The sequence below is a fragment of the Paenibacillus marchantiophytorum genome, assembly GCF_014640555.1.
GTDB classification, from domain to species: domain Bacteria; phylum Bacillota; class Bacilli; order Paenibacillales; family NBRC-103111; genus Paenibacillus_E; species Paenibacillus_E marchantiophytorum.
Genome location: NZ_BMHE01000002.1, coordinates 215767 through 230129 on the forward strand (window position 1 = coordinate 215767; position 14363 = coordinate 230129).

13 protein-coding genes are annotated in these 14363 nt (G+C 46.8%); 8 read left to right on the forward strand and 5 right to left on the reverse strand.

Annotation, left to right across the window (positions count from 1 at the left end; translation table 11 throughout):
* Positions 1–32 precede the first annotated feature (32 nt).
* Together yfbR and IEY34_RS03395 are read right to left on the reverse strand one after the other, a co-directional pair.
* The gene (gene yfbR / locus IEY34_RS03390; RefSeq protein WP_189007604.1) at positions 33–626 is read right to left on the reverse strand and encodes a 5'-deoxynucleotidase; all 594 of its coding nucleotides are present in this window, start codon (positions 624–626) and stop codon (positions 33–35) included.
* 25 nt (positions 627–651) lie between these two features.
* Positions 652–1791 carry a polysaccharide deacetylase family protein gene (locus tag IEY34_RS03395; protein WP_189007607.1) on the reverse strand — a complete coding sequence of 380 codons (1140 nt, stop codon included), beginning with the start codon at positions 1789–1791 and terminating at the stop codon, positions 652–654.
* A gap of 76 nt (positions 1792–1867) precedes the next feature.
* On the opposite strand from IEY34_RS03395, the gene IEY34_RS03400 reads away from it, so the two are divergent.
* The 3 genes from IEY34_RS03400 to IEY34_RS03410 all read left to right on the forward strand — a co-directional run bounded on the left by IEY34_RS03400 (position 1868) and on the right by IEY34_RS03410 (position 6148).
* Positions 1868–3418, forward strand: coding sequence for a fumarate hydratase (locus IEY34_RS03400; RefSeq protein ID WP_189007610.1), 1551 nt, complete (start codon positions 1868–1870; stop codon positions 3416–3418).
* Between the two features lie 120 nt (positions 3419–3538).
* The gene (gene pnpS / locus IEY34_RS03405) at positions 3539–5335 is read left to right on the forward strand and encodes a two-component system histidine kinase PnpS (protein ID WP_189007613.1); all 1797 of its coding nucleotides are present in this window, start codon (positions 3539–3541) and stop codon (positions 5333–5335) included.
* Positions 5336–5431: 96 nt separating this feature from the next.
* Entirely contained in the window at positions 5432–6148 is a 717-nt protein-coding gene (locus tag IEY34_RS03410) for a response regulator transcription factor (protein WP_189007616.1), read from the forward strand.
* 35 nt (positions 6149–6183) lie between these two features.
* Here IEY34_RS03410 and IEY34_RS03415 read toward each other — a convergent pair whose 3' ends face one another.
* Positions 6184–7275, reverse strand: coding sequence for a MerR family transcriptional regulator (locus IEY34_RS03415; RefSeq protein WP_189007619.1), 1092 nt, complete (start codon positions 7273–7275; stop codon positions 6184–6186).
* 144 nt (positions 7276–7419) lie between these two features.
* Here IEY34_RS03415 and IEY34_RS03420 point away from each other — a divergent pair, with 144 nt between their 5' ends.
* Positions 7420–8502: a Gfo/Idh/MocA family protein gene (locus IEY34_RS03420; RefSeq protein WP_189007622.1), complete on the forward strand. Its 1083-nt coding sequence runs from the start codon at positions 7420–7422 to the stop codon at positions 8500–8502.
* Between the two features lie 107 nt (positions 8503–8609).
* Here IEY34_RS03420 and IEY34_RS03425 read toward each other — a convergent pair whose 3' ends face one another.
* Positions 8610–9485: an AraC family transcriptional regulator gene (locus IEY34_RS03425; RefSeq protein ID WP_189007624.1), complete on the reverse strand. Its 876-nt coding sequence runs from the start codon at positions 9483–9485 to the stop codon at positions 8610–8612.
* Positions 9486–9623: 138 nt separating this feature from the next.
* Between IEY34_RS03425 and IEY34_RS03430 the strand changes: the two genes are divergently transcribed.
* A complete protein-coding gene (locus tag IEY34_RS03430; RefSeq protein WP_189007627.1) occupies positions 9624–10397 on the forward strand; it encodes a phytanoyl-CoA dioxygenase family protein in 774 nt (257 codons plus the stop codon).
* A 78-nt stretch (positions 10398–10475) separates the two neighbouring features.
* Entirely contained in the window at positions 10476–11231 is a 756-nt protein-coding gene (locus IEY34_RS03435) for a DUF975 family protein (RefSeq protein WP_189007630.1), read from the forward strand.
* A gap of 76 nt (positions 11232–11307) precedes the next feature.
* Here the strand turns inward: IEY34_RS03435 and IEY34_RS03440 are convergent, their stop codons facing one another.
* A complete protein-coding gene (locus tag IEY34_RS03440) occupies positions 11308–12099 on the reverse strand; it encodes an HAD family hydrolase (protein ID WP_189007633.1) in 792 nt (263 codons plus the stop codon).
* A 252-nt stretch (positions 12100–12351) separates the two neighbouring features.
* On the opposite strand from IEY34_RS03440, the gene phnX reads away from it, so the two are divergent.
* Together phnX and phnW are read left to right on the forward strand one after the other, a co-directional pair.
* The gene (gene phnX / locus IEY34_RS03445) at positions 12352–13149 is read left to right on the forward strand and encodes a phosphonoacetaldehyde hydrolase (RefSeq protein WP_308422976.1); all 798 of its coding nucleotides are present in this window, start codon (positions 12352–12354) and stop codon (positions 13147–13149) included.
* Positions 13149–14273 carry a 2-aminoethylphosphonate--pyruvate transaminase gene (gene phnW, locus IEY34_RS03450; protein ID WP_229757457.1) on the forward strand — a complete coding sequence of 375 codons (1125 nt, stop codon included), beginning with the start codon at positions 13149–13151 and terminating at the stop codon, positions 14271–14273. The genes phnX and phnW overlap by 1 nt, the downstream gene beginning before the upstream one ends.
* Positions 14274–14363 lie beyond the last annotated feature (90 nt).

Consider the following 14363-nt stretch of genomic DNA (forward strand, 5'->3'; position numbering starts at 1 on the left):
AGCATGCCCCTCTCATGGAGGGCATGCTCTTTTTATTCCTGGGACGGATTTAAGGTGATTTCGTCCAGTGTTTTCTCGAAGGAGGCGCTCATATGCTCAAGGAAGTAGTCGACTTCCGGCATGTTCATGTTGCGCAAGCTTTCCAGGACTTGCTGTTTGGCGACGACGAATTCGCGATTGCCGGTAGAAAGTTCGGTTAAGCATTTGATATAGGCTTCGATCAAGTCAGCAGCTTTCACCCAGCGATACAGCTCAGGATCGGGATCCTGAATTAAACTGCGATACGTACCGCTGATTTCCGGTGGGATCGTCTGGATTAAACGTTCGACCGCGACATCTTCAATCTCACGGAAGTTTCGCAGAATTTGCTCATTATTATGTTTTACAGGTTGTGGAATATCTCCAGTCAGAACCTCGGAAGCGTCGTGGAACAAAGCGATGGAAACCACGCGATCTGTAGGCACATTGCGGCCGTAAACTTCATTAGCAATCGTACAGAGCATATGAGCGATTGTGGAAACGTAGAAAGAATGCTCAGCTACATTTTCTCTGCGCATGTTCCACATTAGACTCCAGCGATCAATATATTTGAGACGGTATAAATAAGCAAAAAAATGATGATCCATTCGGTTTGTTGCACTCCTTTTGTATCTATGATTTGACGTTCGGCGCCACCCGCGCCGCCACCTTGCCGGTGGCTGGGGTGTAGACGAGCGGTTGTCCGATCAGCGCGGCGAGATCGTCCAGCGCGATCGTGATCTGCCCGTACTCGCGCAGCACGGGCTCACGCAACTGCACGCGCGCGTCGCCGCGCGTTGCCTTGGTCGCATTCACCTGCAGGGTGAATGCCTCTTGCCCCAGGCGGAAGCGGAGCGTTCCGCTTTCGGCACTTGCGCTGCCGCCGAGCTGCGCGGCAGCGGCAGCCGCATCCACGCGCTGCTCGGCGCTGCCGGGCTGCGCGGTAACCCTGCGCTGGATCGAGCGGTGCAGCAGCTCCGGCGTGATGCCGGGGCTGCCCGCGTTGATCCGCGGGATGAGCAGATGATCGGCGCTGCGCGTCGCCATCTCCGGCGAGATCGTGAAGGCGTAGCGGATGCCCGCCTGCTGGATCAGTGCCGTCGCCGCAGGCGTCGTGATGCCGTACGGGTACGCCATCGCGTCGAGCGGCGCGTCCGTCAAGCCCGCAAGCTTGCCGACGCAAGCTTGCGTATCGGTCAGAACACGCTGCTGATAAGCGCTATCGCTTTCAGCATCCAACCGACCTACCAGCGCTGCCTCTCCGCTCGGCAGCTTATGGTGGAGATTATTGGTGTGACACCCAATATCGATAAAGTTCGTCGCGTGTGTCATCTCGCTGACTTGATCTTTGGACATGGAAGGAATATAGGATCCCATCGGATTGGCAAGATCATTCGTAATCACGAAATTGACCGCAGGAATTCGCAGGCTTTTCAGAATCGGATAGGCGGCCGTATAAAAGCTCTGGTATCCGTCATCAAACGTAACCAGAACCGCATTGGAAGGAACCGTCGCGCCATCCATGTACATCTTGAATTCATTTAGTGAAATAAAATGATAGCCTTTGCTCAACAGGGTTTGCAACTGCCTTTCAAAAAGCGCAGTCGTGATCGTGCTGGAGCTGGTATCTTGATCATGGATGTGATGATACATGAGGACAGCAACCTGATCTTGATAATAGATATCTTGAGATCGCTTCGCCTGCAGCGGCGTAAGCAAGAGCGAGAGGCCAATAAGGCTAAGCAGAATCGTAATTGCGATTCTTTTGGACATGTCAGGGTATCTCCTTGTATGGTATAATAGTTTGTAATAATTATTAATTGCAAGTTGAGAGGAGTCATTTTCAGTCATGCAGCATTTCTATCAAAGCGTCTACGATTTAATTGTCGAAACGTCAACAAACCTTCCGGGTGATGTGCGCCGTGCCGTGCAAGCGGCTCAAGAGAATGAGGACAAAGGAACTCGCTCTGCATTATCCCTTTCCCGAATTGCCGATAACATTCATATGGCGGAATGCAATGTATCTCCGATTTGTCAGGATACAGGCATGCCAACGTTTATTATACACTGTCCGGTTGGAGCAAACCAAATTATTATGAAGAAGCAAATTCTCGAAGCTGTCGCGAATGCGACCAAAGCAAGCAAGCTTCGCACGAACTCCGTTGATTCCTTGACAGGAGCTAATAGTGGAGACAATCTAGGACCTGGCACCCCGGTTGTTCATTTCGAACAATGGGAACGCGAAGACGTGGAAGTTAAGCTGATCCTCAAGGGCGGCGGCTGTGAGAATAAAAATATTCAATACAGCCTGCCAGCTGAGCTTGAGGGCTTAGGCAAGGCTGGGCGCGATCTCGACGGCATCCGCAAATGCGTGATGCATGCTGTTTATCAAGCACAAGGTCAAGGCTGCAGCGCTGGATTCATTGGCGTAGGCATCGGGGGAGACCGAACTAGCGGATACGAATTAGCCAAGCATCAATTGTTCCGTCATGTCGACGATGTGAACCCGCATCCGGAGCTTCGCAAAGTAGAAGAGTATGTCATGGAGCATGCGAACACGCTTGGTATTGGCACAATGGGTTTCGGTGGTCAAGTGACTTTGCTAGGTTGCAAAGTAGGCGTTATGAATCGTTTGCCAGCGAGCTTCTTCGTTTCTGTAGCTTACAACTGTTGGGCTTTCCGCCGTCAAGGCGTGATTTTGAACGCAGAGACAGGCGAAATTAATGGCTGGTCATACCCAAGAGGCGTGGAAGTTTCTTTCCAGGAAGCGTTCGAAGCAAGTGCAGAGGAAGCTAGAAATGTACCGCAAGATGAGCGTCGTGAAATTGTCTTGACAACACCGATTTCCGAAGAGCAGATTCGTAGTCTCAAAGTCGGGGATGTTGTCGTGATCAATGGAACGATGCATACAGGGCGTGATGCGCTGCACAGTTATTTGATGACCCATGATGCTCCAGTTGATTTGAACGGGGCGGCGATTTACCACTGTGGGCCTGTTATGAGCAAAGATGAATCCGGTGAATGGCACGTCAAAGCAGCAGGTCCGACCACAAGCATTCGGGAGGAGCCTTATCAAGGCGAAATTATTAAGAAGTTCGGTATTCGCGCCGTTATCGGCAAAGGCGGTATGGGTCCGAAAACGTTGGCTGCTCTCAAAGAACACGGCGGTGTTTACTTAAATGCAATCGGTGGTGCTGCCCAGTACTACGCGCAATGCTTTAAGAAGGTAGAAGGCGTTGACTATATGGAATTCGGTATTCCTGAAGCTATGTGGCATTTGGAAACAGAAGGTTTCGCAGCCATTGTAACGATGGATTCCCACGGAAATAGCTTGCATGCAGAAGTAGAGAAGAACTCTCTTGAGAAGCTGTCTGCTTTGAAAGAGCCTGTTTTCAAATAGAATGGAACGTCACCTTTACTTTATCTTTACAAAAAAAAACTGGATTAGGCACGAAGAAAAGGGTTACTATGAAGAGTAGCCCTTTTCTTTTTATTTCCTACTCCGGAGGTTAGCAGACAAATGACCAAGTTCCGTGCCAAACTTACCTTTATTCTGATTATGTTAATCGGCTGTTCGATGCTTATTGCCGGCATCTTCATGGCCAAAGTGCTGGAGGATTCACACGTCAAGTCTCTCCAAGACAATATGGAACGTGAGCTGCAGGTTATTCGAGTCACATCGGACTGGAACCGGATGGGTTCCGAAAGCGATTTGGTCGCTTCCTACTCGGCACAAATTAAACGCATTAAAGAAGCTACCTACGAGCGTTTGACGTATGTTCGGGCGGACGGTAAAGTTTTGGGCGACTCGGATCAACAACCCGAGCAAATGGATAATCACTTAAATCGACCAGAAATTGCCGATGCGGCGAACCATGGAGTCGGTTATACAACACGCTATAGCGACACCCTCAAAGAGAAAATGCTGTATGCAGCGATAGCGGTCAAGAATGACCGCAAGGAGACCATCGGTTATTTGCGTATTTCTATGAGCCTCAGTCAAGTGGAGAAGTCGGTTCGCAGTTTGTGGTATTTCCTTGGGATTGGACTACTCGTATTGTTTCTCATAGCGGGTCTGGTCAGCTACCGGATTGCCAGAGGCATGACGCGTCCAATTGAAAGGATGACCAAGGTTGCGCAGCAAATTACGAATATGAACTATGAGTCCAGGGTGCCGGCATATAGTAATGATGAGGTAGGACAACTCGGGCAAGCCATCAATCGCATGTCAGAGAGCCTGCAGCAGCAGATGGCGCGGATACAAGAGAATGAGCGCAGATTGCAAGGCGTCATGGAGAATATGATGAGCGGCATTATGATGATTGACCGGGATGAGCGAATCACGCTTCTAAATCCTTCGGCGGAATATATATTGGGTTTTTCGTCCCAAGAATTGCTGGGCAAACGGTACAACGAAGCCAAACAGCAGATTGATTTCACGAAGCTTATTCAGGAATGTATTGAAACCCAGGATCCTATCCGTGATGAAATGATTTTTTATTACCCTGCTGAACGAATATTGGACATTCATTTAAGTCCGATTGCTCATGAAGATGAGGAATGGTCAGGTGTTCTTATTGTGATTCATGATATTACGGCTGTTCGCAGACTAGAGCGAATGCGCAGCGAGTTCGTGGCGAATGTTTCACATGAATTGAAGACACCGATTGCGGCAGTCAAAGGGTTTGCAGAGACGCTTCTTGCAGGCGCCCTCAATGATAAAGAAACAGCGGTTTCCTTTCTACAAATTATTTTCGACGAAAGCGAACGGTTAAATCGTCTGATTGGCGATATTCTGGAATTGTCCAAGATTGAATCCAAGCGGATTCCCATGAATTTTTCGCCGATTTACTTGCCTGAATTTCTCGACAGATCCTGCAGCGTTTTACGAAAAGAAGCCGAGAAGAAGCATATTGAGCTGACCTTGCAGGTCGACGATGATATGTATATTGAGGCTGATGAAGATCGGCTGCGGCAAATTGTCATTAATCTGCTTTCTAACGGGATTTCCTATACCCAGGATGGAGGCAAGGTCAAAGTACGCGTAGAACCGCTGGATATGAATGCTGATGGCGACTATGAACGGCTGCGTTTGATCGTTTCGGATACTGGAATGGGAATTCCCAAGAAAGATCTGCCGCGTATTTTTGAACGGTTCTATCGGGTGGATAAAGCGCGTTCGAGAAGTTCAGGCGGCACAGGGCTGGGCCTATCGATTGTCAAACATTTAGTGGAGCTGCACAAAGGGACAATACGGGTCGACAGCGAGGTCGGTATCGGGACGAAGTTCACGATTGAATTGCCTGTAATTCACTAATTTACGTAGGGATGATGAAACATTTACATTCTCTTTACAAAATTGTGGTACAGTAAGGGAGTGCAATGTTAATAAACTGTAAATGCGGGGGATCCCATGGCACAAAACATACTAGTCATTGAAGACGAGCCGACTTTGGCCCGATTGCTTTCGTACAACCTTTCCCAGGAAGGGTATCATACGAAGGTAGTCGATCATGGTGGCGACGGGCTTCAAGAAGCGATGCAGCAGTCCTATGATTTAATCATTTTGGATATTATGCTGCCAGGACTGAACGGATTCGAAGTATTAGCGAAACTAAGGCAAAAGGGAAACAGCACACCCGTTATCATTCTAACGGCACGCAACGCAGAAGATGAAGTGGTACAAGGCCTTAAACATGGCGCTGATGACTATATAACGAAGCCCTTCGGAGTGGCGGAATTGCTGGCTCGAGTTTCTGCGGTGCTGCGAAGAACCCAGTCTGAGGAAGCAGCTGCGGATAAATTGAAATCCAATGAGAAAGTGATTCAAGCCGGTGAATTGTTCATCTATCCGGAGAAGTACGAAGTGGTGCTGAAGGGGGAGTCCATTCCTCTGAGACCCAAGGAATTTGAAGTTTTGCTCTATCTCGTGCAGCGTCCAGGGGTAGTCGTAACGAGAGACGATTTGATGAATATCGTATGGGGTTTCGATTACATTGGCGGTCAGAGAACCGTAGACGTGCATGTGAGTTCGCTTCGCAAGAAGCTGGAAATGAATCAACAGTCGGTCCAGATCGATTCTATCCGTGGAGTGGGTTACAAACTGGTCGCAAGTATGGTGAAAAAATAATGAGCCTAGGGTGCTGATCAAACAGCGACCCAGGCTCATTTTTGTGCCGTGATGACGTAGACATCTTGGCCAACTTGCTGTGTAGTGGCATCCATCGCATGCTGCTGCAGCCATGCCATCAGCTCTGAATGAACCATGTAGAGCTCAACCTGTTCATGCATCATCGGCAGTTGAGCCGCTTGGGAGGAGATCAGATTACGGAGGAAAATCTCTTCGCTCTCAGGAGCTTCAAGCATATAGTCGGTAAGGCAGATGATGCCTCCAGGTTTTAATACACGCAGCATCTCTCGCCATGCGAGCTCCCTTTGGGGCTCGGTGAGATGATGGAGAGCAAACGAACTGACGACGACGTCAAATTCAGCATCCATGTACGGAATAGCGAGCACATTCCCGAGTTTAAGCTGGATGTCTGCAAATTTAGCCGCGCAAAGCTTGAGCATTTGCTGCGATTGGTCGATTGCTGCCATAGTTAAGCCTGCTTGCTGCAGCTTGCCTGCTAAGTTGCCTGTACCCGTTCCAATATCAAGACCTTTGCGGCCAGCATAAGGAGCTATCAGCTCGACAATTTTGCTTTGAGCTGCATCATAGGCTGTTGTCATAAGCGGATTCATAACAGCAATTGCTGAATTTACATCTTTCATTTCTGAGGCAGGGACGGAGAGCAGCAGCTCATCGAATTGTGAAGCTTTATGGTCGAAATCCCAATGATCCCTCCAGCTGGACCGCAGCTCTCTGAGTTCTTTATTATGTTTGGCTAGTTCATATAACAGCTCGGTAGGCAGCTGATCACTGCTATCGGCGGCTTCGATCATCTGATCCATTGTTGCAATGATTTGCTTCATTTCTGACCATTGCTGGAACAGCATGGAGCGCTGTAAGTGCAGCGCGTTAAGGACTTCTTCTTGTCGGTTCAAATCAGTTTTCGCCAAGGTTAGACGTATATCTTCCAGTGCCATTCCCACCTCTCGCAGGGAGATGATCGTCTGCAGACGCCAGGCATCGTGATCCGTGTAAATCCGGTAGCCATTCTCCTTCTGTTTGGTCGGGGCGAGCAGCCCTTTCTGTTCATAGAATCGAATAGCCCTGGGTGTGATCCCTAGCTTACGGGAAATCTCGTTAATCAACATGTGTTGTCCTCCATCATGGCACAATCGGATACATTTTTCACCAGATCAGAAATATTATTTTTACTGATTTTTGGTATACTCTTATATAGTACTAGTTATAAGATGATGTGAAAAGGAACGAAGTATTACATTAGGAGGATCATCATGTCCAAAACGTATCGGATTGCCATTATTGGCTGTGGGGGTATTGCCAATGGCAAGCACATGCCGAGTTTAAGCAAGCTTAACAATGTAGAAATGGTCGCTTTCTGCGATATCATTTCCGAGAAAGCGCAAGAAGCCGCTGAGAAGTACGGAAAAGGCGAAGCACGTGTATACGAAGATTATCGTGAAGTATTGAAAGATAGCTCGATTGATATCGTTCATGTCTGTACGCCTAATGATTCCCATGCAGAAATTACGATTGCTGCACTGGAAGCGGGTAAGCATGTTATGTCCGAAAAACCGATGGCCAAAACAGCGGCTGATGCACGCAGAATGGTAGAAGCGGCTAAACGTACAGGCAAAAAGTTGACGGTAGGCTATAATAACCGTTTCCGTACGGATAGCCAGCACTTGTATCAAGTTTGCGCTGATGGCGAACTTGGTGAGATTTACTTCGCTAAAGCCCATGCGATTCGTCGCCGCGCTGTTCCAACTTGGGGAGTATTCCTTGATGAAGAGAAGCAAGGCGGTGGCCCATTAATCGATATCGGTACGCATGCGTTGGATCTTACCTTGTGGATGATGAATAACTACGAGCCTAAAGTCGTTCTGGGTACGTCTTATCATAAATTATCGCAACGTGAAAACGCAGCGAATGCATGGGGCCCTTGGGATCCCTCCAAGTTCACAGTGGAAGACTCTGCTTTCGGTATGATCACAATGAAGAATGGCGCAACGATTATTCTTGAATCCAGTTGGGCATTGAACACGCTAGAAGTGGATGAGGCCAAATGTACGCTTAGCGGAACAGAGGGCGGCGCTGACATGAAGAATGGCTTGCACATCAATGGCGAGAAACACAGCCGCTTGTTCACGACAGAAGTTGAACTGCAAGCTGGAGGCGTTGCTTTCTATGATGGCAAAGCTGAGCAGCCATCGGATTTGGAAATGCGACTATGGATCGACGCGATTGAGAATGATACAGATCCGGTAGTTACACCGGAGCAAGCTTGTGTCGTTTCAGAGATTTTGGAAGCGATCTATGAATCAGCTAAAACAGGTAAAGCGGTCTATTTCGACTAATTTAGACGGGCTTAGACTATTTCCTAGGAAATAAATAATCCCCTTTCTTTGATGAGATTTCTCTCATAGGAAAGGGGTTTTTCTGTTTTTCTATGTGTTTAACTATGTCATAATGATCTTCCTTGCCATTCCTGTTGACGGAACTTGCCAGGTGGCAGCTTTTTTTCTTCCATAAAAGTCCGAGAAAAATAATGAACAGAAGAAAACCCGGTCCTTTCGGCAATTTCTTTAATGGAAAGCTCACTTGTCAGCAGCAAGTGGGCTGCTTGCCGTACCCGTTCGCTGCGAATGAAATCGGTATAGGTTTCATGGATGCCTGCTGAAAACAAGCGGGAGAGATGACGCTCAGACACGTTGAGATAATTGGCGACATGACCTAGATGCAGAGGCTGCGATAAATTGTCGCGGATGTATAATTTAGCTCGTTGTAAAAGCATACTCGTATTTTTGCGAGCAGTGAAAGGTGTGCGATATTCCCTGCCAAATAAGCCTAGGAAAGAGATCAACAGCGCATAGGCAGTGGAACTAACAGCAGAAGAAGGCAGGCTGTTCCTATCATTCCGCAGGAGAAGAGACTTCCATAACAGGGCTGTAGGATGATCATTGCCCTCGTGGATGCAGACCTCGGCATGATCCGTTAGATGGCGGTAAGCCTCTCCCATGGCCTCTTTACTTTGTGATTCATCCAATTCAAATGCTACAAAAACAATGGAGAGTCCTAGCTGTGTACGAATTTGATGTTGGATGCCTGGCCTTGAACAAAAGAGAGTACCCGCTTGCAAGGCAAAATGTTGGTCCGCATCCGTGTACTCACCTTCCCCGCCGAGAATGTAGCAAACTTCAAAGAAGGAGTGTTTATGAGGTTGATTTTCGAGCAAACACTCATCCACACCCCAATATTGAATGTTGAAACAAGCGTCAGAGCCAGTTAGGAGCGCAGCCGTTTCATTCAACATGGAAGCCGTTTCTTTCCAACGATACATAGCTATCTTCCTTCTTTGATAATGTCCTTATTTTACAAAAACTCGTCCTTTGGTGAGAAAGACGGCAGACTGCCAATTCCCTATAATTATAAATGTGAAAGCGCGTTATAAGCAATCAGGATGAGGGAGGAAAGGGTTATGATCACACCGAAAGATGTACAATTTTATAAAGATAATGGCTACTTGCTAGTGAAAGGTGTATTTAATCAACAAGAGGTGGAAGAGATGAGAAAAGCCGTAGAAGGAATCATTTTACGTGCTGTGCAGTCAAAAGCCGATTATAATTCAGCATGGCAAGGGGACTTCCTGCCTCCTCAAGAGCTGAAGAAGCTTGTCTTAAAAGGTTTTCATGATGTTCATTATCATGATGCGTCCTTCATGCGAGCCGTCATTCATCCGAACATGACCGCTGTGCTGACGCAGATTATCGGACCTAATGTCCAATTGCACCATTCCAAGATGTTGGTAAAACCACCGGAAAACGGCGCTGCGTTCCCGATGCATCAAGATTATCCTTACTTTCCGCATGAGAAGCATACGATGCTCGCGGCAAGTGTGCATCTGGATCATGCAGATGAGGAGAACGGATGTTTACGCGTCATTTCGGGTTCGCATCAGGTAGGGTCCCTGCCGCACGTCGGTTCTTATTTTTTGAATCATAAGGAATATCCGATTACAGAAGGGACGCCGTGTGTTGCTGAAGCAGGGGACGTGTTATTTTTTAATTATTTGACGATTCATGGTTCTGAGGTCAATCGAAGTACAAGAACAAGAAGGAACGTTCTATTCCAATATCGGGAAGCAAGTGATTTTCCGACAGAAAATACGCATTTTGATTGGGGAATGGGATTAATGGTCAGCGGAGAGAATCCAAATTTCACGAAAGTGAAGCCTGATTTTAAAATTATTTAAAGTAGATAAGGACTTCTAATATTTTCCTTAGTGCAGTACGATAGATAGTGATTATGTTATTGCTAAGGGGGATATTAGGTGTATTGGACTCGTAAAGAGCTAAAAACGCGGGCAAAGGATGTACTTCGAACAACGTACTGGAAAGCATTTCTGGTCAGCTTAGTTCTAGCTGTACTTAGTGGTGGCGTTTCCAGCTGCTCGTTTAATTCAAGTGGCGGTAAATCTTTAAGTGTGCCGGGCATTACTGAGTCATGGAGCGATGTCGCGGAGAGCTCCGTACTGGCAATGGTGATTATTGGCTTTATCGTTTTGGCACTTATTATTGGATTATTGAGTATAGCTTTTCAGATTTTTGTAGTGGCTCCATTCGAAGTGGGGGTAAAGCAGTATTTTAAACAGGCCGCGCAGAGCGATGTCAATATGAATTACCTTATTTATTCGTTTAGCAAAGGGAACTATCTGGCTGTCGTCAAAGCGATGCTGTGGAAAAACTTCCTTACCTTTCTGTGGTACTTGCTGCTCATCATTCCGGGAATTGTAAAGACGTATGCGTACGAAATGGTTCCCTATCTGCTTGGCGATAATCCTCAGATTGGTACGAAAAGAGCCGTACAGTTAAGCAATCAGATGATGAAAGGTCACAAATGGAAGATGTTCGTTCTGGATGTTTCGTTCATTGGCTGGTACTTACTCGGCATGCTGGCTTTGGGCATCGGTGTATTGTTCGTAATGCCATACTACAATGCGACCAAAGCAGAACTATACTTGGTCCTTCGCCAGCAAGCCTTGCATGATGGGTTGGCTACGGACAAGGAATTGAATGTAGTTGTATAAAAGGGAAAGAGCAGTCTCCTATGTAGATTTATCTACTTGGAAGGCTGCTCTTTTTTTGTTTACTAAGCCTCATCTGCTAAGGCTGAAGGATGGCTAGCAATTCACGCAAGGAAGCAATTTCATGAGTCGGATTTTGGTGAGCAGGCGCTATCCGTTGATGATGATTGATCCAAACGCTGCGCACGCCTGTCTGCAAAGCGCCAATAATATCTGTGTTCAAATTATCACCGACCATCAGCGCTTCTGCTGAAGTGACATTCAGCAGCTTCAGGGCATGTTCGAAAATAGCAGGCGCAGGTTTTCCTTGACCAAACGTGCCTGAAATGAGGATATGATCGAAATAATCCGCTAGCCCAGGAATACTATCTACTTTCTCCTGCTGTAAGTCAGGCGCTCCATTGGTAAGCAGCAGGAGTTTGTAGTTTGGATGCAAAGCATCCAGCACCTCGAAAGTAGCCTCGTACACCAGTGGACGCTCTCTGCGCTCTTGAGCGAAGCGCCCCGCAAGCTCTTGTCCTAATGCTGGATCATCGATACCTTGTTGGAGCAAGCCTTGTGTCCAGACATTTCTCTGGTAGAGAGGAGCAAGCTCTTCCAGTTCCCTGAAAGTTGGATGCTGGCTGGCATCAAAGCGTCCCCACAGTGCTTCCAAATGTGTGACTTCAATCATTTTGGCAAATTCATAACAGGTCATTTGAGCGAACAATTGCTCGGAAATTTCGTGAACGGCATTTTCAAGAGTAAGGGCATCCACGCCCACCCTTTCGTTGGCTAACAGGCAGGTAGCTTGAAAGGCTTCTTGAATGCTTTGCTCATCCCAGAGTAACGTATTGTCTAGATCGAAAATAATGGCTTTGATGGGTTCCATACAGGTTGTTCCTCTCATGTGTAGTATTCCTAATTTGCTTGAAAAACAAAAGGAAGTCAACAAGTTTTAATAGAAAAGCAGTAAAAATTATGTAAATTAACACCTGTAAAACAATTAAAACAAATTAAAAGAATATAAACGCACAAAATTTACATGGTTTTAATCCTGCGATTACATTTCTTTTATAAGATAAATTTAGTGGTAAGCAAGTTAAGCGTGCATAGGCAAATCAGTCAAACAGGAGGATTCATGATGATTCAAGCAGTTATTTTTGATTGGGCAGGAACAATGGTAGATTATGGTTGCTTTGCGCCTTTAAATGTTTTCATGGAAGTTTTTCGGAGGAAAGAGATCGCGATTACAATCGAAGAAGCAAGGGCGCCAATGGGGCTGCTCAAGCGGGATCATATTCGTGAAATCTTACGTATGGAACGCGTAGCTGGGTTGTGGCTAGCGCGTTATGGCCAGCTTCCACAGGAAATGGATATAGATGAACTTTATGCGGATTTCGAACCGATGATGTTAGCCGTTGTACATGAATATGCGGAGCCAATTTCCGGCTCTCTCGCACTTGTAGACCGATTGCGCCAAGCAGGTATCCGAATAGGCTCAACGACAGGCTATACGGCCGAGATGATGGCAATTGTCACCGTCGAAGCTAAGAAGAGAGGGTATGCGCCAGATCATGTTGTTACACCGAATGATGTGCCGGCAGGCAGGCCTTATCCATGGATGATGTATGAGAATGCAGCAGCGTTGAATGTGTATCCTACGTATAACATGATCAAAGTTGGGGACACCGTCAGTGATATTCAGGAGGGTGTTAACGCCAGGGCGTGGACGGTAGGTGTTATCCAAGGGGGCAGTGAACTGGGCATGAGCGAGGAAGAAGTTGCCGCTTGTGATCCTCAACAGCTGCTTATGCGTATGGCTGCAGTGGCTGAGACATTCCGAGCGCATGGGGCTCACTATGTGATAGATACCATTGGAGAACTGGATACTCTACTTCCGCTTATTAACGAGAGACTACTTAAAGGAGACCGTCCATGATGATTAATTTGAATCAACTCCCCGATAATCCGTACTTGCTGTTAACCCCAGGTCCCCTTTCGACTAGTAAAAAAGTAAAGGCAGCCATGCTGCGCGACTGGTGTACATGGGATCAAGATTATAATCAACTAGTACAGTCTATCCGCAGTCGTCTTGTGACCATGGCTTCCAGTAAGCCAGATGATTATACAACAGTGCTTATGCAAGGCAGCGGCTCATTTTGTGTAGAGTCCGTCATTGGTTCTGTTATTCCCCGCGACGGTAAATTGCTTGTTCTGAGCAATGGTGCGTATGGGAAGCGAATGGCAGAAATGGCAGGGATTCTGGGGATTTACTCCATCGTTCTAGATTCGGGTGAAACGAATCCTGTGAGTACGAAGCAGCTCGAGGAAGTTCTGAAGGTCGATGCCTCCATCACGCATGTGGCTGTGGTGCATGTTGAAACGACAACAGGCATGATCAATCCGATTGCGGATGTAGCACGCATTGCCAAGTCCTATGGCAAAACGGTTATTGTAGATGCGATGAGCTCCTTTGGAGGAATTCCGATCGATATCGCAGAGCTTGATGTTGATTATTTAATCAGCAGCGCTAATAAATGTATTCAAGGTGTGCCTGGCTTTGGCTTCATTCTTGCGCGCAAAGCGGCTTTGTTGACGTGTAAAGGGCTTGCACGTTCCTTATCACTGGATCTCTACGATCAATGGGAAACGATGGAACTTGGGAATGGCAAATGGCGCTTTACGTCCCCGACGCATACCGTTCGTGCTTTTGACCAAGCCTTGCAAGAATTAGAGGAAGAAGGCGGCGTTGCCAGCAGATATGAGCGGTATAAAACCAATCAAGAGACGTTGGTTGCAGGCATGCAGCGCATGGGATTCGAAACGCTTCTGACCACCGATCTTCAGTCGCCAATCATCACTTCCTTCTTATATCCAGATTCAGCTGTGTTTTCTTTTGATGAGTTTTACTCGCGGATGAAACAAGAGGGCTTTGTCATCTATCCAGGTAAAATAACGGCTGCCGCTACGTTCCGAATTGGAAACATCGGAGATGTTCATCTTGTGGATATTGAACGTTTGTTAGCAGGTATGGAAAAACAGTTATTTTGGAAAACAACTTAAAACCAACTAAAGAAATATAAAAACAATTTCTTAACGTGCATTTAATACTGATTTTACAAAACTAACTTATAATCGAGTTATCAGGAAGCA

Coding starts and splice junctions, on each gene's coding strand:
- IEY34_RS03415 (WP_189007619.1), bottom strand. CDS start 7,275: ATGTTGATTAACGAGATTTCCCGTAAGCTAGGGATCACACCCAGGGCT.
- pnpS (WP_189007613.1), top strand. CDS start 3,539: ATGACCAAGTTCCGTGCCAAACTTACCTTTATTCTGATTATGTTAATC.
- IEY34_RS03410 (WP_189007616.1), top strand. CDS start 5,432: ATGGCACAAAACATACTAGTCATTGAAGACGAGCCGACTTTGGCCCGA.
- phnW (WP_229757457.1), top strand. CDS start 13,149: ATGATTAATTTGAATCAACTCCCCGATAATCCGTACTTGCTGTTAACC.
- IEY34_RS03440 (WP_189007633.1), bottom strand. CDS start 12,099: ATGGAACCCATCAAAGCCATTATTTTCGATCTAGACAATACGTTACTC.
- yfbR (WP_189007604.1), bottom strand. CDS start 626: ATGGATCATCATTTTTTTGCTTATTTATACCGTCTCAAATATATTGAT.
- IEY34_RS03420 (WP_189007622.1), top strand. CDS start 7,420: ATGTCCAAAACGTATCGGATTGCCATTATTGGCTGTGGGGGTATTGCC.
- phnX (WP_308422976.1), top strand. CDS start 12,352: ATGATTCAAGCAGTTATTTTTGATTGGGCAGGAACAATGGTAGATTAT.
- IEY34_RS03400 (WP_189007610.1), top strand. CDS start 1,868: ATGCAGCATTTCTATCAAAGCGTCTACGATTTAATTGTCGAAACGTCA.
- IEY34_RS03395 (WP_189007607.1), bottom strand. CDS start 1,791: ATGTCCAAAAGAATCGCAATTACGATTCTGCTTAGCCTTATTGGCCTC.
- IEY34_RS03425 (WP_189007624.1), bottom strand. CDS start 9,485: ATGTATCGTTGGAAAGAAACGGCTTCCATGTTGAATGAAACGGCTGCG.
- IEY34_RS03430 (WP_189007627.1), top strand. CDS start 9,624: ATGATCACACCGAAAGATGTACAATTTTATAAAGATAATGGCTACTTG.